The 22910-nt window shown below is 43.4% G+C and carries 18 protein-coding genes; 9 read left to right on the forward strand and 9 right to left on the reverse strand.

All coding sequences use genetic code 11. The features are described from left to right. Positions 1-50: 50 nt before the first annotated feature. Positions 51-599: a hypothetical protein gene (locus tag OCV44_RS20275; RefSeq protein ID WP_139686204.1), complete on the forward strand. Its 549-nt coding sequence runs from the start codon at positions 51-53 to the stop codon at positions 597-599. 1034 nt (positions 600-1633) lie between these two features. Beyond that, positions 1634-2956: an IS4-like element ISVbsp1 family transposase gene (locus OCV44_RS20280; protein WP_261900919.1), complete on the forward strand. Its 1323-nt coding sequence runs from the start codon at positions 1634-1636 to the stop codon at positions 2954-2956. 62 nt (positions 2957-3018) lie between these two features. On the opposite strand, the gene gcvP is transcribed toward OCV44_RS20280, so the two are convergent. The 3 genes from gcvP to OCV44_RS20295 form a co-directional block, all read right to left on the reverse strand. Then, positions 3019-5913 (reverse strand): aminomethyl-transferring glycine dehydrogenase, encoded by a 2895-nt coding sequence (gcvP, locus tag OCV44_RS20285; RefSeq protein WP_139685133.1) that lies wholly within the window; start codon positions 5911-5913, stop codon positions 3019-3021. An 89-nt stretch (positions 5914-6002) separates the two neighbouring features. Next, positions 6003-6383 carry a glycine cleavage system protein GcvH gene (gene gcvH, locus OCV44_RS20290; RefSeq protein ID WP_009845137.1) on the reverse strand — a complete coding sequence of 127 codons (381 nt, stop codon included), beginning with the start codon at positions 6381-6383 and terminating at the stop codon, positions 6003-6005. Between the two features lie 51 nt (positions 6384-6434). Beyond that, positions 6435-7727, reverse strand: a complete 1293-nt coding sequence (locus OCV44_RS20295; protein ID WP_139685132.1) for a serine hydroxymethyltransferase — start codon at positions 7725-7727, stop codon at positions 6435-6437. 440 nt (positions 7728-8167) lie between these two features. Here OCV44_RS20295 and OCV44_RS20300 point away from each other — a divergent pair, with 440 nt between their 5' ends. The 3 genes from OCV44_RS20300 to OCV44_RS20310 all read left to right on the forward strand — a co-directional run bounded on the left by OCV44_RS20300 (position 8168) and on the right by OCV44_RS20310 (position 11850). After that, positions 8168-8791, forward strand: coding sequence for a helix-turn-helix domain-containing protein (locus OCV44_RS20300; protein WP_139685131.1), 624 nt, complete (start codon positions 8168-8170; stop codon positions 8789-8791). Positions 8792-9261: 470 nt separating this feature from the next. Continuing rightward, positions 9262-10395, forward strand: a complete 1134-nt coding sequence (gene gcvT / locus OCV44_RS20305; protein ID WP_139685130.1) for a glycine cleavage system aminomethyltransferase GcvT — start codon at positions 9262-9264, stop codon at positions 10393-10395. Between the two features lie 297 nt (positions 10396-10692). Next, the gene (locus OCV44_RS20310; protein WP_139685129.1) at positions 10693-11850 is read left to right on the forward strand and encodes a S1 family peptidase; all 1158 of its coding nucleotides are present in this window, start codon (positions 10693-10695) and stop codon (positions 11848-11850) included. Positions 11851-11989: 139 nt separating this feature from the next. Here OCV44_RS20310 and OCV44_RS20315 read toward each other — a convergent pair whose 3' ends face one another. After that, on the reverse strand, positions 11990-12328 hold the full coding sequence (locus OCV44_RS20315) for a hypothetical protein (RefSeq protein ID WP_012600693.1): 339 nt from the start codon (positions 12326-12328) through the stop codon (positions 11990-11992). A 199-nt stretch (positions 12329-12527) separates the two neighbouring features. Here OCV44_RS20315 and OCV44_RS20320 point away from each other — a divergent pair, with 199 nt between their 5' ends. Next, positions 12528-12845: a helix-turn-helix domain-containing protein gene (locus OCV44_RS20320; RefSeq protein WP_139685128.1), complete on the forward strand. Its 318-nt coding sequence runs from the start codon at positions 12528-12530 to the stop codon at positions 12843-12845. A gap of 106 nt (positions 12846-12951) precedes the next feature. Here the strand turns inward: OCV44_RS20320 and arfB are convergent, their stop codons facing one another. Then, positions 12952-13362, reverse strand: a complete 411-nt coding sequence (gene arfB / locus OCV44_RS20325) for an alternative ribosome rescue aminoacyl-tRNA hydrolase ArfB (protein ID WP_012600691.1) — start codon at positions 13360-13362, stop codon at positions 12952-12954. A gap of 87 nt (positions 13363-13449) precedes the next feature. On the opposite strand from arfB, the gene OCV44_RS20330 reads away from it, so the two are divergent. Then, the gene (locus tag OCV44_RS20330; protein WP_009845180.1) at positions 13450-14055 is read left to right on the forward strand and encodes a beta-phosphoglucomutase family hydrolase; all 606 of its coding nucleotides are present in this window, start codon (positions 13450-13452) and stop codon (positions 14053-14055) included. Positions 14056-14123: 68 nt separating this feature from the next. On the opposite strand, the gene OCV44_RS20335 is transcribed toward OCV44_RS20330, so the two are convergent. The 4 genes from OCV44_RS20335 to OCV44_RS20350 form a co-directional block, all read right to left on the reverse strand. Further along, a complete protein-coding gene (locus OCV44_RS20335; RefSeq protein ID WP_139685127.1) occupies positions 14124-16028 on the reverse strand; it encodes a sensor domain-containing diguanylate cyclase in 1905 nt (634 codons plus the stop codon). 240 nt (positions 16029-16268) lie between these two features. After that, positions 16269-18017, reverse strand: a complete 1749-nt coding sequence (locus tag OCV44_RS20340; RefSeq protein WP_139685126.1) for a formate--tetrahydrofolate ligase — start codon at positions 18015-18017, stop codon at positions 16269-16271. Between the two features lie 273 nt (positions 18018-18290). Continuing rightward, positions 18291-19595, reverse strand: a complete 1305-nt coding sequence (locus tag OCV44_RS20345) for an inosine/guanosine kinase (protein WP_139685125.1) — start codon at positions 19593-19595, stop codon at positions 18291-18293. 143 nt (positions 19596-19738) lie between these two features. Beyond that, entirely contained in the window at positions 19739-20215 is a 477-nt protein-coding gene (locus tag OCV44_RS20350) for a CreA family protein (RefSeq protein ID WP_009845193.1), read from the reverse strand. A gap of 248 nt (positions 20216-20463) precedes the next feature. Between OCV44_RS20350 and OCV44_RS20355 the strand changes: the two genes are divergently transcribed. Beyond that, the gene (locus tag OCV44_RS20355; RefSeq protein WP_139685124.1) at positions 20464-20958 is read left to right on the forward strand and encodes a hypothetical protein; all 495 of its coding nucleotides are present in this window, start codon (positions 20464-20466) and stop codon (positions 20956-20958) included. Between the two features lie 61 nt (positions 20959-21019). Further along, on the forward strand, positions 21020-22822 hold the full coding sequence (locus OCV44_RS20360) for an HD domain-containing phosphohydrolase (protein WP_139685123.1): 1803 nt from the start codon (positions 21020-21022) through the stop codon (positions 22820-22822). Positions 22823-22910 lie beyond the last annotated feature (88 nt).

The following is a 22910-nucleotide window of genomic DNA, read 5'->3' on the forward strand; positions in this document are numbered from 1 at the left end:
TGGTAGCAAACGTGTTTTGCTGGCGTGAGGTGAAAAGGAGTTCACAGCAAATGAGAAGAACACTAAAAATTATCACACTGTTGCTCTTGGCTATTTCAATTTTAGGTTGCGAAGACAAGAATGAAGTCTATGCAAATCCTCCTAGCCATTTATTAGAGCAGTTAGAAGCGTATTTTCCACTTTCTATTAAGTATGTAATAAAAAATGAAGAAATAGCTCTAACCCAAGGTGTCCCTTTACTACCTCAATATATTGAAATAGCGCACAAGATTGGCATCAAACACCCTGAAAAAATTCGCGTGCATTATGCCGATTCAATTCCTTTGCCGGAAAATGAATCGTTGTTATTTCAGATGCAACGCTTAGGGCTAGACTCTCCTTACATTACTGGTACAACATTTGGCTACGGTATTTGGATAGCTAATAGAGCAAAAGGTGACAAATTATTAATGTCTCATGAGCTGATCCATGTAAAGCAAATAGAGGATATGGGCCTTGAAGCATTTACAAAGAAATATTTGTTACAACTAAAAGTCTTTGGCTACGCTGAGTCGCCTATTGAACTTGAAGCCTACAAAAAGGCGGGCGATTATTTGTAATCTTCGTGTAATTCACCTAAAAAGTAAGGATTAAGGTGTTGCGTAGCCAACACTAAATCCCGAGTGTTGAACAAGCCCGAAACCACTTTATTAAGTAAATTGTACGATTGGATTGTAAGGGCGTATCGCCTTGAAATTTTCATCAAGGTGAACTGCTAAGGCTTGGCATTTTAAGTTCCAATTGGGTTTTGTGTCTAAAGTGCGTGGCTTTAGGGTGAGTGTGCGTTATCAGCCACTTAGTAAGGTTTTATAACTCATGAACTCGCTCGAAACTCTAGCTAGAAAATTTGATGTTTCTTTAATCAGGTTGTTTTATATCGGCTTAGTTTAATTTTATGAGGCAATTATGAAGTCTAGACAATGTCCCAAGTGTCGGAAAAATGTGGCATGTAGCTGGTTTTTCTTTAGTTCTCATTGGACTAAGTATCGTTGTATTGAATGTGGTTCGCTGATGAAATGGAGTCGGAGGCGAACTTATCTAGGAGCTGTTTCTGGTGGTTTCGCTGGTCCGTTTGTCATTTCTACACAATCTATTATCCCATCGACTTTTCTTAGAATCACAATCGCGATTGTTTTTGCAATAGTTTTAGCCATTTCTGTGAATAATCAGATTGAGTACATCGACGAAACTGAGTCATAACAAACGACTATGGCGCCGATACCAACTTGGCGCTATTTATCTTGTTCATACCATCACTTCTTAGCTTCAAACCTAGTGTGCATTAGCTTCCTATTGCCACAAAGCTAACATAAACACAAAAAGACCAATCCCAAGCGTTACTTTTAGAAGTAAGCCAAGAGGAGCACCACCTTTTGGCGCTTTGTTACAACATCCCATAATTGATTCCTAATTCAGTGTTGGTTTAGTTCAACCTTAAACCTTTCCCTTACGGTAAGGTCAATGCATTTGTTGACCTTGAATTTCAGAAAACAAAAAGGCGAACCATTTGGTTTAATGCCGATCGTTTAAGAAGACTTGAACGATCTTGCAGTTAGCAGATAATCCCCATCAACAACGTTGATGGGGATTTTTTATGCTTGAACAAGAATTAGCAATGGCACACGAGACCATTGAAGATGCCGACAATTATGAATCTGTCGTCGACGCCATTCAGATTGAGTGGATAGAACAAGCTCTTCTTGAAACCAATAAAGCGAGCATAAGACGACGCCGACTTCCCGCTCAGCAAGCTGTCTGGTTAGTTATTTGGATGGGGCTGCAACGCAACATGTCTATCAAAGAGGTATGCAGTTCATTAGACATTGCACTTCAGCCTAAACCTGAAGATAGCTGGTCTCGTGTTGCACCCAGTGTCCTAACTGATTCACGCCGACGTCTAGATGAGAGTCCGTTAGCGGCTCTGTTTCACACAACGGTAAAGGCTTGGAACGGAGATATCCTTCAACAAGACAAAGACTTAGAGCTTAATGTTCTTGCTGTCGATGGAACAACATTTCGGTGTCAGGATTCCCCAGAGAACGCTGAACAATTTGGGTTCATCTCCAAAAAATTGAAACCTTACCCTCAACTTCGTTTAGTCGCTTTGATGTCAACAGAAACTCGAATGATTATGGGGGCGGCTTTTGATGGTTGTCATGTCGGTGAAACGACCTTAGCTAAGCGCCTATTCAATGACATCCCCGCACACTCATTGACCTTATTTGATCGTTGTTATTTCTCGGCAGACCTTTTGCTGTCCTGGCAAGAGAGTGCGGAAAATGCGCACTGGTTAATGCCTGCAAAACGTAAACTACGCTATGAAGTGTTGGAGAAATATGCGGAGAACGACATGCTTATCTCAATGCCTATCTCTCCTCAAGCTCAACGGCAGAATCCGAATTTACCCGCACGTTGGGAAGCCAGATTAGTCCTATATCAAGAGCCAAAAGGTGAGATAAAAGGTTTTATTACTTCACTTACAGACCCTAGTAAATACTCGCTAGAAAGCCTGCTGCGTATTTATTGGCAACGCTGGGAGATAGAAGAAGGTTATGGTGAAATTAAACAGACTCAACTGCAAAGTCACGTCACTTTACGAAGTCGTTTTTCTGCCGGTGTGAAGCAAGAGCTTTGGGGCGTATTACTTGCCTATAACTTAGTGCGATTAGAGATGGTTAAGATAGCTTCAGAAGCCGGGGTTCGAGCGACTAGGGTCAGTTTTACCGCCGCAATTAACCTTATTGATGCGCAATTACGTTGGTTAGCTTTAAGTCCAGACGGAACTCTACCTGTAAAACTGAAAAGGATGAGAGAAAGTTTGAGTCACTTCATTCTTCCAGATAAAAGAAAGGACCGAACGTTTCCACGTTCAGTCCTCTTTGTCCCAGCCAAATATCCGTTCAGATTCAAGCAGTAATGCTTATCCGAACGGCATTAAACCATTTGGTTCGCCTTTTGTTTATCAAAAATCTACAAAAATTAGTCTTCGTAGTTATCGATGCTTGGGCAAGAACAGATTAGGTTACGGTCGCCGTATACGTTGTCTACACGGTTAACTGTTGGCCAGTACTTCGAATTCTTGGTTGCTTTCGATGGGAAGCAAGCCAGTTCGCGAGAGTAAGGACGATCCCATTCTGCGCCTGAAAGGTCAACTTGTGTGTGCGGTGCGTTCACTAGAGGGTTGTTGTCTAGTGGCCATTCACCCGCTTTCACTGCTGCCATTTCGTGACGGATTGCGATCATCGCTTCACAGAAACGGTCTAGCTCTTCTAAATCTTCAGATTCAGTTGGCTCTACCATTAGTGTGCCCGCTACTGGGAAAGACATAGTCGGTGCGTGGAAACCGAAGTCCATTAGACGCTTAGCAATATCTTCTTCGCTGATACCAGTGTCTTCTTTAAGTGGACGAATATCGATAATACATTCGTGCGCTACGCGGCCGTTAGTGCCACGGTAAAGAACAGGGTAGTGAGGACGTAGTTTTTCCATCACGTAGTTCGCGTTCAGAATCGCTACTTTCGTTGCGTCTGTTAGGCCAGGTTCGCCCATCATTGCGATGTAAGCCCAAGAGATAGGTAGAATTGAAGCACTACCTAGATCTGCTGCTGATACCGCGTAGTCTGAACCTTGTACACCGTTTTCGATGTGACCTGGTAGGAAAGGTGCTAGGTGCGATTTAACACCGATAGGACCCATACCTGGACCGCCGCCACCGTGTGGGATACAGAATGTTTTGTGTAGGTTCAAGTGAGATACGTCTGAACCAATGAAGCCAGGTGAAGTTAGGCCTACTTGAGCGTTCATGTTCGCGCCGTCTAGGTAAACCTGACCGCCCGTTGCGTGTACTTGTTCACACACTTCTTTCACTTGCTCTTCGTATACGCCGTGCGTAGAAGGGTAAGTGATCATGATGCTTGATAGGTTGTCTTTGTGCTTCTCGATTTTCGCTGCTAGGTCTGTCATGTCGATGTTGCCATCTTCATCACACTTAACAACCACTACCTTCATTGAAACCATAGATGCTGTTGCAGGGTTAGTACCGTGCGCAGAGCTTGGAATCAGACAAACGTTACGGTGAGCTTCACCGCGGCTTGCGTGGTAACGTTGAATCGCGATTAGACCTGCGTATTCGCCAGATGCACCAGAGTTAGGCTGTAGTGAGAAATCGTCGTAACCGGTAATTTCACAAAGCTTCTCTTTTAGATCTTTTGCTAGTGCCGTGTAACCAGCCGCTTGCTCTAGAGGTGCGAATGGGTGAATAGAACCAAACTCAGGCCATGTTACTGGAATCATCTCAGCAGCAGCGTTCAGCTTCATCGTACAGCTGCCCAGTGGGATCATGCCGTGCGTTAGTGAGAAGTCTTTGTTCTCAAGCTGTTTTAGGTAACGCATCATTTGCGTTTCACTGTGGTGCGTGTTGAATACTGGGTGAGTTAGGAACTCTGATTCGCGACGGCAGTTTTCTGGAATTGCTGCAAACTCATTTGATGCAATGTCAGAAGATAGTGCTTGAACGTCTTCTTTCACGTCGAAGATAGCGAACAGTGAGTTTACGTCGTCGATCGTTGTTGTTTCGTCTAAGCTGATACCGATCTTACCATTACCTTCTTTACCTTGAAGTAAGCGAAGGTTGATGTCTGCTGCTTGCGCTTTCGCGTACAGTGCATCTGTCTTGTCTTCTGTGTTTAGCGTGATGGTATCGAAGAAGCTGTTGTTTGTTAGCTCGTAACCCGCTTTAGTCAGGCCAGCCGCTAGGATAGCGGTCATGTGGTGTGTACGACGAGCAATTGTACGTAGGCCTTCTGCACCGTGGTAAACCGCGTAGAAAGACGCCATATTTGCTAGAAGTGCTTGAGCTGTACAAATATTTGATGTCGCTTTCTCGCGGCGGATGTGTTGCTCACGAGTTTGCATTGCCATACGTAGTGCTTGGTTACCGTGCGTATCGATAGATACACCAATTACACGACCTGGCATTGTACGCTTATGCTTTTCACGTGTTGCCATGAATGCAGCGTGTGGACCGCCGTATCCCATAGGAACGCCGAAACGTTGCGCTGAGCCAATTGCTACGTCTGCGCCCATTTCGCCAACAGGCTTAAGTAGTGCAGAAGCAAGTAGGTCAGTTGCAACGGTTACAAGAGTCTTGTTAGCTTGAGCTTTCGCGATGATGTCAGTTAGGTCGCGAACTTCGCCTGTTGTACCAGGGTATTGGAGAAGCGCACCAAATACGTCTTGCTCTGGAAGTGTTTCAAGAGCACCAACCATGACTTCAAAGCCGATGTACTCAGCACGAGTTTTAACAACTTCTAGTGTTTGAGGGTGAACATCGTCAGCAACGAAGAATACTTTGCTCTTGCTTTTACCAGCTCGCTTACACAGTGTCATCGCTTCGCCAGCCGCTGTCGCTTCATCAAGAAGGGATGCATTCGCGATTTCCAAACCAGTAAGGTCCATTACCATTTGTTGGTAATTGAGTAGAGCTTCAAGGCGACCTTGAGAAATCTCTGGTTGGTATGGGGTGTAAGCTGTGTACCAGCCTGGGTTCTCTAGAACGTTACGTAAAATAACGTTTGGAGTGAATGTGTTGTAGTAGCCTTGGCCAATAAAGGTACGTTTCACTTGGTTTAGGTTAGCGATCTCTTTAAGAGAGGTCAGCATGTCCATTTCGCTCAGTGGCGCAGCAAGTGTCATTGGTTTTTCAAGACGGATTTGTGCAGGAACCGTTTCGTCGATCAGTGCGTCTAGGCTAGTCGCGTTGATCGCTTCAAGCATTTTTTGCTGGTCTGCTTTATTAGGGCCGTTATGACGAGCAACAAACTCGTTTTGTGTACCCAAGTCTTTCAGTAATTGGCTTTGAAGTAATTCAGTCATGATATGTTCTACTTTCTCTCTGGAGCCGTGAGCTAGCCCCTAAAATTAAGCTGCTCCAAAGAGCAGCTTTATCGTAATGAGGTTACCTATTAGTCTTCTTCTACAGAGCTTAGGTATTCTTCCGCATCTTTAAGGTTGTTTAGTTCAGACGCATCAGACATCTTCACTTTAACAATCCAACCACCTTCATAAGGTTCTTCGTTGATTAGCTCTGGGCTATCTTCTAATTCTTCGTTGATTTCTACAATTTCGCCAGAGATTGGTGCGTAGATATCAGAAGCCGCTTTCACTGATTCAACTAGAGAGAAGCTTTCGCCAGCTTCAATTTCGTCTTCAGTGTCTGGCAGGTCAACAAACACAACGTCACCAAGTAGCTCTTGAGCGTGCTCAGAAATACCAATAGTTACAGTACCGTCACCGTTGTCTTTTACCCACTCGTGGCTGTCTGCAAACTTTAGTGTATTGTCCATTGCTTATTCTCCAAAAATTTATGAGGTTTTAATATAAATCTTAAAATTGGTTTAACGGTAAAGAGGGAAGCGTTTGCAAAGCTCTTTAACTTGCTTGCGAACACGTTGCTCAACTTCAGCATTGCCTTCAGGGCTTTCAACTAAGCCATCAAGTACATCACCGATCCATTCACCGATAAGTTTGAATTCTTCAGTGCCAAAACCACGACTGGTTCCAGCTGGCGTGCCTAAACGGATACCCGAAGTAATCATAGGCTTCTCTGTATCGAATGGTATGCCATTTTTGTTACATGTGATCCCTGCACGCTCTAATGCTTCTTCAGTTACGTTACCTTTCAAGCCTTTAGGGCGAAGGTCTACCAGCATTAGATGTGTGTCTGTACCGCCAGTCACAATGTCACAACCGCGAGTTTGCAACACTTCAGCAAGAACTTTTGCGTTGTCGATCACTGAATCAATATAAGTATTAAATTCTGGGCCAAGTGCTTCGCCAAACGCCACTGCTTTAGCCGCGATAACGTGCATTAGTGGGCCGCCTTGAAGGCCTGGGAATACTGCAGAATTGATCTTTTTGTTTATGTCTTCGTGGTTCGTCAGAATCATGCCGCCGCGTGGGCCACGAAGTGTTTTGTGCGTCGTTGTGGTAACAACGTGTGCGTGTGGTAGTGGGCTAGGGTGAGCACCTGTCGCGATAAGACCCGCGATGTGTGCCATATCAACCATTAGGATGGCGCCAACTTCGTCAGCAATTTCGCGGAATTTAGCGAAATCAATAACGCGTGGGATAGCACTACCACCTGCAATAATCATTTTAGGTTGGCTTTCGACAGCTAAAGCGCGAACTGCTTCGTAATCGATTTCAAGTGTGTCGCGGTCTACGCCATATTGAACGGCGTTGAACCACTTGCCCGACATTGCAGGACGTGCACCGTGTGTAAGGTGACCACCAGCATCTAAAGACATACCAAGGATTGTGTCGCCTGGTTGAAGTAGGGCAAGTTTTACTGCACCGTTTGCTTGAGCGCCAGAGTGAGGCTGCACGTTTACGTATTCACATTTGAACAGCTGTTTAGCACGTTCAATCGCGATAGCTTCTACTGTATCTACGTGCTCACAACCACCGTAGTAGCGACGGCCTGGGTAGCCTTCTGCGTATTTGTTGGTTAGGCAAGTGCCTTGAGCTTGCATTACTGCTTTAGAAACGATGTTCTCAGAAGCAATAAGTTCGATTTGTTCGTTTTGACGAGTGTTCTCTGCTTGGATTCCAGCAAATACGGCGTCGTCAGTACCAGATAGGTTCGTAGAGAAAAAACTGTCTAAGCTGTGGTTTTGGTAAGGGTTCATTGTCGAGACCTTTCATTAAGCTAATGGTGATTGTTTTTATAGTCCATTAGGTCTTACGTTGATTTCTGCATCGGTATCGTTTGCGCTATATAGGTACAGCTATACGTTGATTGCGTATTAAATATACTCTTACAGCGTCTAAGCGATCGTTGTAGGGTCAATGCAGCACGAATTGGTTCCCAAAAATTCGGGTAAAAAACAGCTCTTACAAATGTTAAATCTATCATTTGCGGCAAGCCGAAGTAGCATCTCTTCATCTAACAAGTCGATAACATAGCTCCGTTAAAATCAATTTTCAACAAAAATTTCCAATAGGAAACAGATTTTCTTGTTTTGCTACGGGGAGCACGCTTTATTTCTCTGTGCGCTCTTTAATCAACAAAGCGCTTTATGCAACAATGAAATTAATAGACAGGAAGTAAAAAATTAATGAGGGACCTATGTCAGAAGACATTTATGATGAGTACCCATCTCTAACGTTGGCGAAGGAAACGTTAGACCAGAATATCGAACCTCTTAGGCTTGGCCAGCGTATTAAAGACATTCGCAGTAAGCTTGGGATCACGCTAGAAGAGGCAAGCCAAAGAACCGGCTTGGCGCGTTCTACGCTGAGTAAAATAGAGAACGAACAGATCTCTCCGACCTTTCAAGCGATGCAGAAATTGGCTATGGGTTTGCAGATAGACATGCCGCAACTCTTTGAGCCGCCTAGAAAAAAAGTCGCCACAGGACGTCGTGATTTAACCAAGGTAGGCCAAGGTAAACCACACCCAACACCAACTTATGAACACGAATTGCTTGCCACAGAGCTCTCTAATAAGAGGATGATGCCGTTTAAGAGTCGAGTGAGAGCTCGTACTTTTGAAGAGTATAACGATTGGGTGCGCCACGATGGTGAAGAGTTCTTAATGATCATCTCTGGTGATGTGATGTTCTACTCAGAATTCTACGAGCCTGTGCCAATGAGTGAAGGCGATAGCATGTATTACGATGCGAATATGGGTCATATGCTGATTTCAACGAGTGCTGAAGATGCACTTATTCTGTGGGTCACTGCAAAATAACGGTAGGTCACTGCAAAATAAGTTAACTAACTTTGAATTTCTTATAGTGAATGCAAACGTTTGCTTTTGTTTTGAACGTTAGCTAATTGACGCGATATTGATGCGAAAATCATCAATATCGCGTTTTTGTATGTATCGCACAATTGTTTTTAAATTGTTAAATGTCACATTTTGAGCTGTTTGACTATTGTTAAGGGTGTAAAACCGACGCAGGCTTGTTTATTATAGTGAACATGGTTTACTCATGTTGATTGAAGTTTACTGAAGTGAATTCTTAAAAAGTGAGTTGTATAGGTTGTGTACAGTTGTTTGTATTTATAAAGCTAACGATATAAGCCTATATAAAAGACATCACTTTTTACTATCTACTGTTTCTAACGTTAACCAGTATCGTTAGAGGCGACTCTAAATAGAGATATAAGCGGCAGACTCGATTTTTGGACAGCCTGTAACGCTTCATGGAGAATAAAATGACTCAAGAACACGCTAATCAAGACCTACTAACAACACCATTGCATGCGCTTCACGTTGAAGAGGGTGCAAAGATGGTTCCTTTCGCTGGCTACGATATGCCAGTCCAGTACCCACTTGGTGTAAAGAAAGAGCATTTACATACTCGTGATGCTGCTGGTCTTTTTGATGTTTCTCACATGGGGCAACTACGCCTACATGGTGCAAACGCAGCTGCTGTCTTAGAATCTTTGGTTCCTGTAGATATTATTGATCTTCCTTCTGGTAAGCAGCGCTACGCGTTCTTTACTAACGAGCAGGGCGGTATCATGGATGACTTGATGGTTGCTAACCTTGGTGATCATCTGTTTGTTGTTGTGAACGCAGCTTGTAAAACACAAGATATCGACCACCTAACGGCGCACCTTCCAGCTGACGTAGAGATGGAAGTGATTGATGACCGCGCTCTATTAGCCCTCCAAGGCCCTAAAGCGTCTGAAGTTCTGGCTCGTTTTCAACCTAGCGTTGCTGACATGCTGTTCATGGATGTTCAAAAAGTCGATATCGATGGCGTTGAATGCATCGTGAGCCGCAGTGGTTACACGGGGGAAGATGGCTACGAGATCTCTGTCCCTAACGATCACGCTGAAGCACTAGCACGCAAGCTGACTTCAGAAGCGGAAGTAGAGTGGATCGGCCTTGGCGCTCGTGACTCACTTCGTCTTGAGTGTGGCCTATGTCTGTACGGTCACGACTTAGACACAACAACTACTCCAGTAGAAGCTAGCCTTCTATGGGGCATTCAAAAAGTGCGTCGTACTGACGGTGAACGTGCAGGCGGTTTCCCTGGCGCTGATATCATCCTTGAGCAAATCGCAACGAAAGATGTTCAACGCAAGCGTGTTGGTCTTGTTGGTCAAACTAAAGCTCCAGTACGTGAAGGCGCTGAGCTGTTCGATGCTGAAGACAACAAGATTGGTGTTGTAACAAGCGGTACTGCGGGGCCTAACGCTGGCAAGCCAGTGTCTATGGCTTATGTTCGTACTGACCTAGCAGCTATTGGCACTGAAGTCTTCGCCGAAGTGCGTGGTAAGAAGCTACCAATGACAGTAGAAAAAATGCCATTCGTACCTCAACGTTACTACCGTGGCTAATCTCTTTTAAGAGAAACCGCTAAGCTAAACAAAGCCTATTGTTCGCTTCTTTGTATAGAGAAGTTCAACGGTAGGCTTTTTTGTTTTAAGCCCATCTCCCTTTTTATGAACGTATCTCTTTTTAAGAGCGTATAACTTTCTATAGCGCTACAAGCCCAGATACCTGAAAGTTCGTTTTTTAAAACGAGACATATGGCTATATCATTAAAATTGCTTACTATAATATTAGTGGTAACGTGTTATGGTGACGATTCATCATTTTTGTAAATAAGTAGTAGGGGTTACAAGGAGTTATCTATGAATGTTAACCATACAATGAGTCCGGTTCGTAAAGCCGTTTTAGGGCTGTTAGCTCCATTGATTTACACATCAAGTGTTATGGCGACGGAAAACTCGGTCGAAAGTGCTCCTAGTGCTGGTGTTTCACCTTATATTATCAATGGCAGTCCCACAACAGATGCAGAGCTAACTAACACTTATCCAACGTTTACTAGCCTGTACTTTCATGATGGTTCCAAATTTTCTAACTACTGTGGTGGAACCATTATAGATGCACAATTCGTGCTTACCGCTGCCCATTGTGTGTATGAAAGTTACGTGTGGATGCTTAATACTTGGGTTGTTCCAGGAATGGCGGACCAAACAAAATATAACAACGGTGGATACCAATCAGCACGAGTTGAAAAGATATATTATCCAAGTGACTATAGTAATAATCTTGATCCCATCAACGGGAAAGTATTACCAAACGATATTGCTATCTTGAAACTCAAAACAGCCTTAAATGTACGAGACTACTCTTCTTCAATTAACTCTACATTCGACAATGTCTATGCATTGAACCGTGGTCAAGATACGTTTAAAGCAGTTGGCCGAGGCTTGACGAGTCATATAACTGATGACCAAGGCAAAACGGTTTCTAGAACTGCTACTAATGTAGTCAATCAAGCGAATTTAACCTTCGATGCTACAAATAGCTGTAATTCAACAGACAAACAGCTTTGTTTTGATGGAGCGCAGTTCAATGGATATAAAAACTCGACCTGTAATGGTGATTCAGGCGGTCCTGTCTATTGGTGGGATGGGAGTAGCTATCAGCAAATTGGTATTACAAGTTACGGGCCGGGTACATGTGGCAGCCTTACTGAAAAATATACGTCTGTTTTTACGGAGGTTTATGATTATGCAGGATGGATTCAGCGAGTTGTTTCAGGCACTGAAAACGCAACTTTTGAAGTTAGAAGTACACCGAGCTCTCGTGTTCTCGTACGTGTGAGCGATGGTCAAACCCTTGATTCATCTACTGCTTTGCTAAATGAAACATCAATGCCGAAAATCAGTCTATCGGGTGGCTCTAATTCAGGCACCAACTCAGGTTCTAGCAGCGGCGGCTCTTTGGGTTTCTTGTCGATATTCGCACTGGGTTTACTTATTATAAGAAGACAATCTATTTAACGTTAAGTAGACGTTTATCGGCATAGTTGAGGGCTATACCTCGACAGTTTGTTCATTTAAGCATTAATGAGAGAAGCCTTAGATTAAGTCGACGCTTAAAACATCAGCGTCGACTTAGTTATTTCTGTGTGCTATCAATTCAAACTTGTTGATAAGCCTGCTTATTGATTTTCGCCTTCCTGCTATACCTTTCGATAATTTCATCCATTTGCTTTATGGCATCGTTGATATTTTGAATACCACCTTGTACAACACCTTTCTCGCTTTGGTTCAATGCAGAAAAAGCCTGTTTTAATTCTTTATCTTCCAGCATATTTCCGTGTAACAGCACTTCTTTGTAAGTCAGTAATCTCTGCTGTACCGCAACAATTTCATTACGGGTATCTTCTGATTCTAAAGCCTGTTGTATGCAAGGAAATGCCAATTTATAGAGATTCGCAATTTCCAATTTCACGCTATCATTATTCGCAATTTGCAATTTTTCTTATTTCCTAGCTCTTGATAATTCAAACTTATCTGCCCGCGAGTTAACGCCGTTGTAAGTGTGAAAGTCCATGAAACGTAACGTTTTTATCGGCCGAATAATATGCCTTTAATCGCTTATGTAAACTGTTCTAAGTCAATATGGTCTGCTTCTTGCTGAATTTAGGTCATAACTGTCTATTCTGGAGTTGCTTATGTCACAAGAACCTATAGTCATTGCGCTGATTGAGCGCAGGAAGCAAGGCAATTGGTCTCAAGAAAAATTGGCGGCTAGCGCAGGGATGAGCCTAAAAACTTATCAACGAATTGAGCGGGGAGAGGCTGATATCAAAATGTCTCAGTATCGTTCGATCACGAGAACTTTGAAAGTGACGGACTTGGATGTCGTACTCGACGTTGTAGGAGCGTCTGAAGCAGCAGCGGAAGATGTAGCTGCTGCTAGTCGTTTGTTAACCAGTGAAGAGCGAATGCTGTTGATAAAATTGATTTTGTCGGTCAAAAAGAAGCAGTAGCCTTTTTCGAATCAATAGCGCTCGGTATAGGTATCGAGCGTTGTTCAAATCAACGGGTTACAGCGGATGTGTCATGCTTGATTTGTTCGCGGGCGGAACACAACAATTAGTCTACTCTTCCGCGCAGTTGCTTGGTGGTGCTTCTTTGTTTCTTACTCTCTAAGCGTCTTTTCTGGGACCCGCGTGTTGGCTTGGTTGCTCGTCTCACTTTTTGAACTTTTGTTGCTTCTAAGATCAGCTCTTTCAAACGTACCAAAGCATCGTCTCGGTTTTGCTCCTGAGTTCTGTACTGTTGAGCTTTAATGATAATCACACCATCTTTAGTGATACGACCATCTTTATGTGCCAGGAGTTTTTCTTTGTAGAAATCGGGTAGGGTGGAATGCTTGATGTCAAAACGCAAATGTATCGCACTCGATACTTTATTGACGTTTTGACCTCCGGCTCCTTGAGCTCTGATCGCGGTTAGCTGGAGTTCCCAGTCTTGAATTGAAACAGAGTTAGATATTTGTAACATAAACATCCATTTTGAACAGTAATATGGGGTCATGATACTGAATATTGGGTATGGTATCAGTAACTTTCTTAAAGAGTGGTAGTAGTGATGAAAATTGATTTAACGGCGTATGAAGGATTAATCTTTGATATGGACGGTACGTTGATCGATACAATGCCAGCACATGTGAAAGCATGGCAACAAACGGCGGAAGAGTTCGGCTTTTATTTCGAAGCGTCTTGGCTGCATAGCTTAGGTGGAATGCCGAGTTATAAGATCGCGGGTGAGGTAAATAGTAAGTACGGTTTATCGCTCGACCCACAAGCGGTTTCTACGTTTAAAATGGCTTCGTTTGCAGCTATTGAAGACAAAGGAGATATTATCCCTTGTACGTATTCTCTTTTGATAGACCATCTCGGTGACAAGAAGATTGCGGTTGGAACGGGCAGTCAACGCAAGAGCGCAGAACAACTGTTAGATAAAACGGATATCTTGAGTAAGTTGGATATCTTAGTGACAGCGACAGATGTGAAGAATCATAAACCAAACCCTGATACTTTCTTAGCTGCTTGTTTTGGTATGGGTTTACAGCCAAAGCAGTGTGTTGTGTTTGAAGATACTCACCTTGGTAAGCAGGCAGCCCATGCTGCGAATATGGATTGCATTCTGGTAGTCGAAGGGAATACGCTTGAGTTCTACCCCGCACCGAGTTGATTGTTAAGTGAACGACTCTAGAGTGAAATGAACAAGTTAGCGGGGCGGTGGTGCGACTCAGGCTTCTGCTATGCAATTTCGCTCATTTCGCTATCAAGGAACAAACATACACTGTTTCTACCTACTGCTTTTGCTTCGTATAGTGCTAAATCGGCGCACTTATAATTGAGAGCAGGTTCACCTGTTAGGTTGGTTATTCCGCCACTTATTGTAACGACGTTGTCGAACTCGATACTGATCGCGATTCTCAGCCTATTAAGCACATAGTCGGCTTCTTGTGGTGTCGTGTGAGGCAAGATAACCCCAAACTCTTCTCCACCAATACGAGCCACGAAATCGGTATCTCGACATTCACGTTGCAGTACCTGTGCTACTGTTTGTATGGCTTTATCGCCATAATCATGTCCAAACCTATCGTTAATGCCTTTGAAATGGTCAATATCCAATATGGCTAAGCAAGATTGTTCACGATTAGGGTAGCGACTAACGCGAGAACACTCGTCACGAAGTTCTAGGTCGAACTTTCGTCTATTCCAGCAGCCAGATAGTGCATCTTTCTCACTAAGGTTTCTCAGTTTATTCTCGAGCTCTTTGTGTTTGCTGATATCAACAAATGAAGCGACATAAAATTGAATCACACCTTTTGAGTCTTTGATGGTTTGGATGCGAAGAATTTCCGTGATTAAGGTGCCATCTTTACGTCGGTTCACCACTTCGCCTTCCCACATTCCTGTCTCTTTAATGACGCTCCACATTTTAATGTAGAACTCTTCATTATAGCGGCCAGCGTTAAACAATGAAGGCTGTTTACCTTTTACATCTTCTAACTCGTAGCCACTGACACGGGTGAACTCTTGGTTTACTTTTATGATTCGGTTATTTCTATCTGTAATCACTAACGCCGACATGCCATTCATCGCCGCTTTTGCTAGTTGGCTATCTATGCTGTTTTTTTTATGATTTCTGTTCCACAGTACGAAACCTGCAGAAATCATTGAAATCAATATCGAGAGTATGATTATCTGAACGACTATGGCGTGATTTTCTTGTTGAAACTGAGTGTTAAATTGATGTTCTTCAATATGAAGAACCATATAAATTGGTCCTTCAAACTGCTTAATCTTAGGGCTGATGTCAGAGTGAAAATACCAGTTTTTACCATCAAAATAGCTGGATGAGATGCCGCTCTGAATATTCTGCCACAGGCCTGGGGCTAGTTTTGCATACGTCTTGTCTGAACGTGATTCAATCACATGCCCAAATGAATCCTCAGGGGCGGGACCCATGATGACATGTCCGGTTTTGTTGAGAATGACAGGAACAGTTGTTGATGTCCCAATCTGGTATTGTAAGCGTTCATAGATTTCGCGCATATTTAGGTTAGCAATGAAATAGCCAATAATGTGCTCCCCTACAGTCACAGGCGTCATAATGCGAAGTGTCGGCGCAAAGGGGCGAACTAACTCTCCATTTTCGGCCTCAAGATCAATGCCTTTAGCGCTTACCTCTCCGATCGATAATTCTTGTAGCACTTTGTAGTAATCGCTAGAGGATTTGTTCTGTAACTTGCGGTCTGCGACGACAGTTGCTTGACCGTCCTTGTAGTTGACGCGGAAGACTTCGTTGGCGTCTAGATCTAGGAAACGTAGTTGAGAGTAGTATTGTTGCCCGTTTGCTAATACTACCCAGAGATCTTGAAGTGCCTGTTTGTTAGCAATCGAAGGTTCAGCAACTGCACGGAGTAGGGTCTGTGAAGCGGCAATAGAGGGAACCGCGTTTGATATTTGCTCAACAATAATCGCGAGTTGATGAAAGCTGTATTCGATTTGGTTTTGATTCGACTGTTTGATGTTCAGCGCATGCTGAGCTTCAACCCGTTCAAATTCAGAGTTTATATAGAGAGCAGGGACTAATCCTAGGACAAACAGGGTACATAGAAATTGGCCGATCAGTTTTTTTATACTCGTATTCATCACTGTCCTCGAAAAATCAGCGCAATACTATATATTTTATAGGCCTATTAATGTGATCTTGACCCAAAACTTATAATAAGGATTGCATATTATTTTGATTTCAATGAAATTTATTGCATTTGGAGTGTTGGTTGAGCAATTAGGTATCAGAAAGGAGGCCCGTCCGTAAATATAATTGGGATCATAGTACGGACAGGCTATTTTAGATAAAGCGGATTTTTAGCCTATGCCTGGTCGTAATTAACTTAAGCCAATGATATTCCCTTTGCTGTCAATGTCCAATTGCATAAAAGCCGGTTTGTCAGGTAGGCCTGGCATTGTCATTACATTGCCGCATAAAGCGTAGATGAAGCCGGCACCCGCACACAGTTTTAGTTCTCTAACCGGTACGTCAAATTGTGTAGGTGCACCCTTTAGATGCGCCTCAGTGGATATAGACAGTGGCGTTTTTGCTAAACACACAGATAGGTCGCTATAACCGTGTTGGCTAAACTCTGCCAACTGTTTTTTTGCGAGTGGTGATAGCGAAATACTTGCCGCGCCATAACCGACTTCAGCAACTGCCATCAGTTTCTCTTCTAAGCTTTGTTCAGAGAGGTACAAAGGTTTAAATTCACAGTTATTTTGGCATGCTTTTACCACGGAATGAGCCAGATCCGTTGCGCCTTCGCCACCTAAACCAAATGCTTCACTGACTTCAACGCTAACGCTTGGGTCGAAATCGGTGATCATCTGTTTCAAAGCACCGAGCTCTTGACCTGAATCTTGTGGGAATCGGTTGATTGCAACAACGGTCGGCACTTGATATTGCTTAACGTTGTTAATGTGCCATTTGAGATTCTCAAAGCCAGCAATAAGTGCGTCTTGGTCATCATTGAAGATAGAATCTGGTAGGGGAGTTCCCGGTCTTAAATCGTATAAGCCTGAATTCGCTTTTAGGCCGCGTAATGTCGCGACGATCACTGCGCAATCTGGTTTCTTATTCGATGCTTTAACCTTGATGTTACACGCCTTCTCAAAACCCATGTCTGAGCCAAAGCCGCCTTCGGTCACGACAAAGTCACTCAGCTTTAACGCAATCTTATCGGCAATGATTGAAGAGTTACCGTGTGCGATATTCGCGAAAGGTCCTGCATGTATCAGGGTAGGTACACCTTCAAGGGTTTGCATCAATGTTGGCTCAATAGAGTCTTTCATTGTCACTGTCATAGCGCCCGCAACGTTGAAGTCATCTGCGGTTAATGGCAAGCCTTGATGGTTATAAGCGAGTACGACACGACCAATACGCTTGCGTAGGTCTTGAAGGTCGTCAGCCAGGGCAAGAATGGCCATTAGCTCAGAAGCGGCCGAGATATCAAAACCATCTTCACGTTCAAAACCGTTGATTGTTTTGCCTGATTCGTTCTTTCCTACGGTGATCATGCGCAGTGCGCGGTCATTGTGGTCAAGGACACGTCGCCACACGATTCTGCGCGAGTCTATATCCAGAGCTTTTAAGCCTGAGCGAGCCTCAAAGGCTTCTAACCCTTCTCGCTGCTCATGATACAAACGAGCATCAATAGCGGCAGAGGCAAGGTTATGAGCAACCGTAACGGCATGAATATCGCCAGTCAGGTGCAGGTTCAATTGTTCCATTGGGGCAACTTGTGAATAGCCACCGCCTGCTGCACCACCTTTTACACCAAATACCGGTCCCATCGAAGGCTGACGAATACAGGCCATAGCGGATTGGTTAATTTTAGCAAGGCCTTGTGCTAAACCGATAGTGGTGACGGTTTTGCCCTCGCCAAGAGGCGTAGGTGTGATTGCCGTAACAACGACTAATTTACCATCTTGTTGGCTAGCGAGGCGTTCAAGTGATGTGAGAGACACTTTAGATTTGTATTGCCCTAATGGCTGATGTTCGTTGTGTTGCAAGCCAGCTTGCTTGGCAACCTCACTGATGCTTTTAAGGGGAGTAGAGCGACAAATATCAATATCAGACAGCATATTTGATCCTTATATCAGAACCGAAAGGTGGTACGTAAACGTTTGCGTGGCGATAGTACTGTATAAATTTGCCATGTAAAGGCAAACCACATCAATTATGTGCTGGAAGATAACAGATCTAAAGAGTCATTGCGCGAGATCAAATCTTAAACGAGCAACCTATTCGATTTGATTACCTTTAATTACTGTTATCTGGGGTTTGATAGAAAAAGGGCTGCATACTAGCAGCCCTTCGCAGATTAGATAATTTTATTTAGGGGTTACCTAAAAAGATTAACGATCCCAGTATGTTTCTTCTAAGCTATCTTCGCGTTCAGGTAGCGCACGAGAAAGGCGAGGAGAGTGCTGAGTTAATACTTCGTAACTTACACGGTTTGCGTACTTACAAATTTGAGACAAAGACGAGTAAGTGAGGCAAGTGTGTTCGTGCTTTTCTGAGTTTGGCACGTTTACATGATGGTAGCTGTTTGCTGCCATGTCGTGTAGTAGTGCAGAAAGTGCACCATCACCAGCGCCATTGGTGTTTTTAATCTCGCGCGGGCCACCTAGGTAAGGGCCAATGTGAGAGTACACTTTTACTGGAGATTCACAGTCTTGCTTACGCATAGCGCGGCTGAATTCGTATTTGTTGAACTCAGGGATGTTACCGGGTAACAATGGCAAGGTGGTTTCGCGTTTCGCAGGCTCATCAGTGTAACCAGCCATGTATAAGCCAATTGGACCAGCGGTACATAGAACGAGGTCAACCCACTCAAGCGCTTTGTTAGCGGCTAGAAGTGGATCTTTTTCACCCGTTAACGCTTCACCTTCGTCTTCGTTCATCGCGACAATGGTTACGTTCTCTTTCAGATATTCTTGCCACCATTCCGCATTACCTTCGATCACGTACTTAGTACCAAGTGTTAGTACAACTGGCACATTGTGCGCTTTCGCGTATTCAATCGCTTTTTGCACCGCTTTTGGCATCGGATCTTCAGGCTTGCCACGCATTAGGTAAGACGAAACAACCAATGCTGATGCTTTCTCAAACACTTGCTCAGGAATACTTTCAGGAAGCAGTTGGTTCATGTGGCCTTCGTTGATGGCAAATGTACGCTCGCCATCTTCAGAAATCAGCGTATAGCAGCGACCAATTGGACCATCAACAGTTTGAAGGTGATTTAGATTCATACGAGAAGAAGTACGACAAAGGTAACGATAACCAAATGAGCCAACTTCAATCTTCTTAGACATAACGCCGAGCAATACAGATTTACTGTCTGCAAGTACGGAATAGTTGTGCAGTGTGTTGCCGATAGTATCGCCAGGATATTGATGCGTGATCAAACCGCGCTCAACTAACTCTTCGTACAGCGCATCTGCTTTACTCTCTTCCAATACCAGTGAGTGACCTTTACTCAGCTCATATTTTTCAAGGAACGCGTTATCAACACGGGCTTCGATATCAACAATCGTTTGACCAACACCGACAATTGTTGCGCGGTGAAGCTTAGGCGTTTGTTGCATTTGGTTGACCAACGGATCACGTGCGTGAGTTGGAAAGTAGTGTTTAGATTTACGCTGTCCAGGAAACTTCATATGAAAAATACAGTGAAAAAATTTTGCCGCATGATATCACATTTTGTTTCTGATTCTTTCATTTTTATTACATTTAGAATCACCTGTACGATGTCTGTACAGGTGACTCGTTTTACTTTTCGCTTGAGGGCATTTACGTGAGCCTATTCCGCTGGGACGAGTGTTGCTGGATCAACGTAAGCCTCAGTACCCCATAGGGGAACGGTTGAAAGGCTATGCTTGAAACTGCCTTCTGTTTCTTTGGTGGTGTATGATAAGTAAAGTAGTGATTGATTCTCTGCATCGTAGATACGACGAACCTTCATTGTTTTAAAGAAGATACTTTTTGATTGTTTGAATACCACTTCACCAGATTTGCTTTTGTCTATTTTAGCAATCATTTCTGATGTAATTTCACCGGTTTGACGACAAGAGATAGAGCTATCGCTTGGATCGGAAAGGCTAAGGTTTGCTTCGATCGAAGCGATATGACAAGTCACACCTGCGATTTTATCATCATCTAAAGAAGACATTTTGATGTCCTTCATTGTGAAGAATCCAAGAGAGACGTCGCCAACCTCGTTGTCCGAACAGCCAGCCAACATTGTGATGATACCCGCTGCTATTAAGGCTTTTTTCATAAGAAGTCCTTTTTATTTATAGAGTTCTGTTTACTATAAGGATATTGAAAGCTTGAATACGAGTGTAGAGCTTTTCGTTAAGTTCTTAAAGGATGTTGTTGGATAATGGAAAATATGAAGCATTTAAAGTACTTGTTGGCCTTGGTCATGCTCTGTATGCTCTGTGCTTGTAGCTCGGCACCTCAGTCGAATATATGTCTTCCAAATAGCTGTGACATTTGGGGATACTAACCGTAGGTACTAAAAGAATGAATAACGAAATACCTGAAATTGTACAGAAGAAAAACCAATGGCTGTTTAGTCAACTCGATATTGCCTACCCCGCAAAAGAGAGCCTGCTAGGCCGAGAACTTTATCAAAGCAAACTCCCGTCCAAGACATACCAACTCCTCACGCAAGATCAAACACCTTCCCAAATTGATGAACTGCATAAAGTCGATTTCCATAAACTGACCGTACTTTTTTCACTTAACCAAGCCAGCGCTTACCAAGATGAAACCGAAAGGGCGCACATGTTAGAGTTTTTGAGTCAGATTATGTTATCTGACGAACATGTCTTATACATAGGGACTCAAAATGGTGATGTTGCAGCGAGCGCTATCGTTACAGAAGCGGAGGATTCTCTGCTAATCTCAGACGTTGTGGTTGGAAGTGGTCAAAGTATCAACGCTTTCGCTAAGCAGATCCTTGATTTTTGGGTACAAGATCATGCTTCTCGCGATAAAGTGTGGGTCGAGAACTAAAAGGTTCTTTGAGAAAGCGTTAATTTAAGTAAAATACCCCGTCTTATTTAAAGGGTATTGTATGTACAAGCTGTTGTTCTCAATCGCTGTATTGTGTGTTAGCGCTTATTCTTCACTCAGTTTTGCTAATGACTGGGATATCAAACGCATCCTAGTTTTACACTCATACGAACCTTCTTATCAGTGGACTGCTGACTTCCAAAAAGGGATAGACAGTGCGTTCAGCCAATCTCAAGCCGAAGTTAAACTCTCAATCGAGTATTTGGATTCAAAGCGCGTCCATAGCCCTGAGTACTACGATTCTATCGCGAACTACTTACGTACCAAATATGCAGATTATAAGTTTGATGGTGTAATCGCGACTGACGACAACGCGGCGAACTTCCTTGAATCTCTGCCTAATTTGATTGGTCGCTCCACACCTGTCGTTGCTGCCGGTATCAATGATTCTAGTACTGACATGTATGCGGTATCTGATAGAGCAACCGTGCTTTATGAGAACGATCAGATAGACGTCAATATTGAGCTGATTTCTAAATTAAGACCTAATCTAAAGAAACTGTATTTTGTTAATGATTACAGTGTCACTTCTAAATTGATCCAGAAAGAAATGAATCGCGTGATGGCTGAGTTCCCTAACATCACATTGGTTGAAATACGCGATCTATCGTTAGTGCGTACCCGTCAGTTTTTGGAAGGTATCTCTGCTGATGACGCGGTTTTGCTCAGTCATTACAATACCGAATTGAATCAAGGTGTGTATCATACTTATCAAGAGATTTCGGATACATTGTCTAAAGTAAGTGCTGCTCCAGTGTTTGCTTTGTGGCAGTTCTATATTTCGGGAGATGTATTGGGTGGCTATGTGAATCACTCTCAAAGCATGGGTGAGCAGGCGGTTAATGCGTTGGATAAGTACCTACCTCTTGGTTTCAACCAACCTTTAACTCCCGGTGATAACAAACGTTTTGTATTTAACTACCTTGCAATGAAGCGACATGGGATTAGTGCAAACGCGCTACCTGATGACGCTATATTCATTAACGAGCCTTCATCTTTCATTCGTAAAAACTTTCAGTTGCTATTGGGTCTATCGATGGTTATTGCAGGTTTGAGCCTGATTATTTTGATGCAATTTGTCACTTTACGCCAAAAGAAAGAGCTAGCCAAAAAGAGCAAACGAATTTTAAAACTTCAGAAGCAAACGCTGAATATTCAGAAGGATATGATTCATGTCCTCGGAGAGGCGATTGAAACTCGTTCTGGCGAAACAGGTAATCACGTTAAGCGTGTCGCCAAGTTGTCTGCGTTACTTGCTAAGTATCGTGGCTTGAGTCATCGCGAGGTTGAGATGATAGAGATCATTAGCCCGATGCACGATGTGGGTAAGATTTCAGTTCCTGAATCAATCTTGGATAAACCAGGTAAATTGACCGAGCAGGAGTGGGAAGTGATGAAGCTTCACACTACGGCAGGCTATAACTTACTGAAAAGTGGAGCTGGTGATATTACTAATCTGGCCGCAATCATCGCCAACGAGCATCATGAACGTTGGGATGGGGCCGGATATCCTAATGGCAAAGTGGGTGACGAAATTCACTTGTTTGCTCGTATTACTGCCGTTGCCGATGTGTTTGACGCACTACTCAGTGCCCGTTGTTACAAGGAGCCGTGGCCATTAGAGATGGTTGTCGATTTATTTGAGAGAGAATGCGGCTGTCAGTTCGATCCTGAGCTTACTCAATTACTATTGAGCCACTTACCCGAGTTTGTCGCTATTCGTGATTCGTATCCAGACACCGCTGAATGCTGCATTGAATTAACGGATAAACCTACTGTTATTGAAGAATTGGCCGTGAGTTAACGGTTTATTGGCAAATAAAGTCGTGATTGGTGACGCTCAAAGCATATTAATTTAGTGAGTGCTGTTGCTTATGGTTAGGCATAAGGTG

This window comes from Vibrio tasmaniensis, assembly GCF_024347635.1.
Taxonomy (GTDB): Bacteria; Pseudomonadota; Gammaproteobacteria; order Enterobacterales; family Vibrionaceae; genus Vibrio; species Vibrio tasmaniensis.

Coding starts and splice junctions, on each gene's coding strand:
- OCV44_RS20275 (WP_139686204.1), top strand. CDS start 51: ATGAGAAGAACACTAAAAATTATCACACTGTTGCTCTTGGCTATTTCA.
- OCV44_RS20280 (WP_261900919.1), top strand. CDS start 1,634: ATGCTTGAACAAGAATTAGCAATGGCACACGAGACCATTGAAGATGCC.
- gcvP (WP_139685133.1), bottom strand. CDS start 5,913: ATGACTGAATTACTTCAAAGCCAATTACTGAAAGACTTGGGTACACAA.
- gcvH (WP_009845137.1), bottom strand. CDS start 6,383: ATGGACAATACACTAAAGTTTGCAGACAGCCACGAGTGGGTAAAAGAC.
- OCV44_RS20295 (WP_139685132.1), bottom strand. CDS start 7,727: ATGAACCCTTACCAAAACCACAGCTTAGACAGTTTTTTCTCTACGAAC.
- OCV44_RS20300 (WP_139685131.1), top strand. CDS start 8,168: ATGTCAGAAGACATTTATGATGAGTACCCATCTCTAACGTTGGCGAAG.
- gcvT (WP_139685130.1), top strand. CDS start 9,262: ATGACTCAAGAACACGCTAATCAAGACCTACTAACAACACCATTGCAT.
- OCV44_RS20310 (WP_139685129.1), top strand. CDS start 10,693: ATGAATGTTAACCATACAATGAGTCCGGTTCGTAAAGCCGTTTTAGGG.
- OCV44_RS20320 (WP_139685128.1), top strand. CDS start 12,528: ATGTCACAAGAACCTATAGTCATTGCGCTGATTGAGCGCAGGAAGCAA.
- arfB (WP_012600691.1), bottom strand. CDS start 13,362: ATGTTACAAATATCTAACTCTGTTTCAATTCAAGACTGGGAACTCCAG.
- OCV44_RS20330 (WP_009845180.1), top strand. CDS start 13,450: ATGAAAATTGATTTAACGGCGTATGAAGGATTAATCTTTGATATGGAC.
- OCV44_RS20335 (WP_139685127.1), bottom strand. CDS start 16,028: ATGAATACGAGTATAAAAAAACTGATCGGCCAATTTCTATGTACCCTG.
- OCV44_RS20340 (WP_139685126.1), bottom strand. CDS start 18,017: ATGCTGTCTGATATTGATATTTGTCGCTCTACTCCCCTTAAAAGCATC.
- OCV44_RS20345 (WP_139685125.1), bottom strand. CDS start 19,595: ATGAAGTTTCCTGGACAGCGTAAATCTAAACACTACTTTCCAACTCAC.
- OCV44_RS20350 (WP_009845193.1), bottom strand. CDS start 20,215: ATGAAAAAAGCCTTAATAGCAGCGGGTATCATCACAATGTTGGCTGGC.
- OCV44_RS20355 (WP_139685124.1), top strand. CDS start 20,464: ATGAATAACGAAATACCTGAAATTGTACAGAAGAAAAACCAATGGCTG.
- OCV44_RS20360 (WP_139685123.1), top strand. CDS start 21,020: ATGTACAAGCTGTTGTTCTCAATCGCTGTATTGTGTGTTAGCGCTTAT.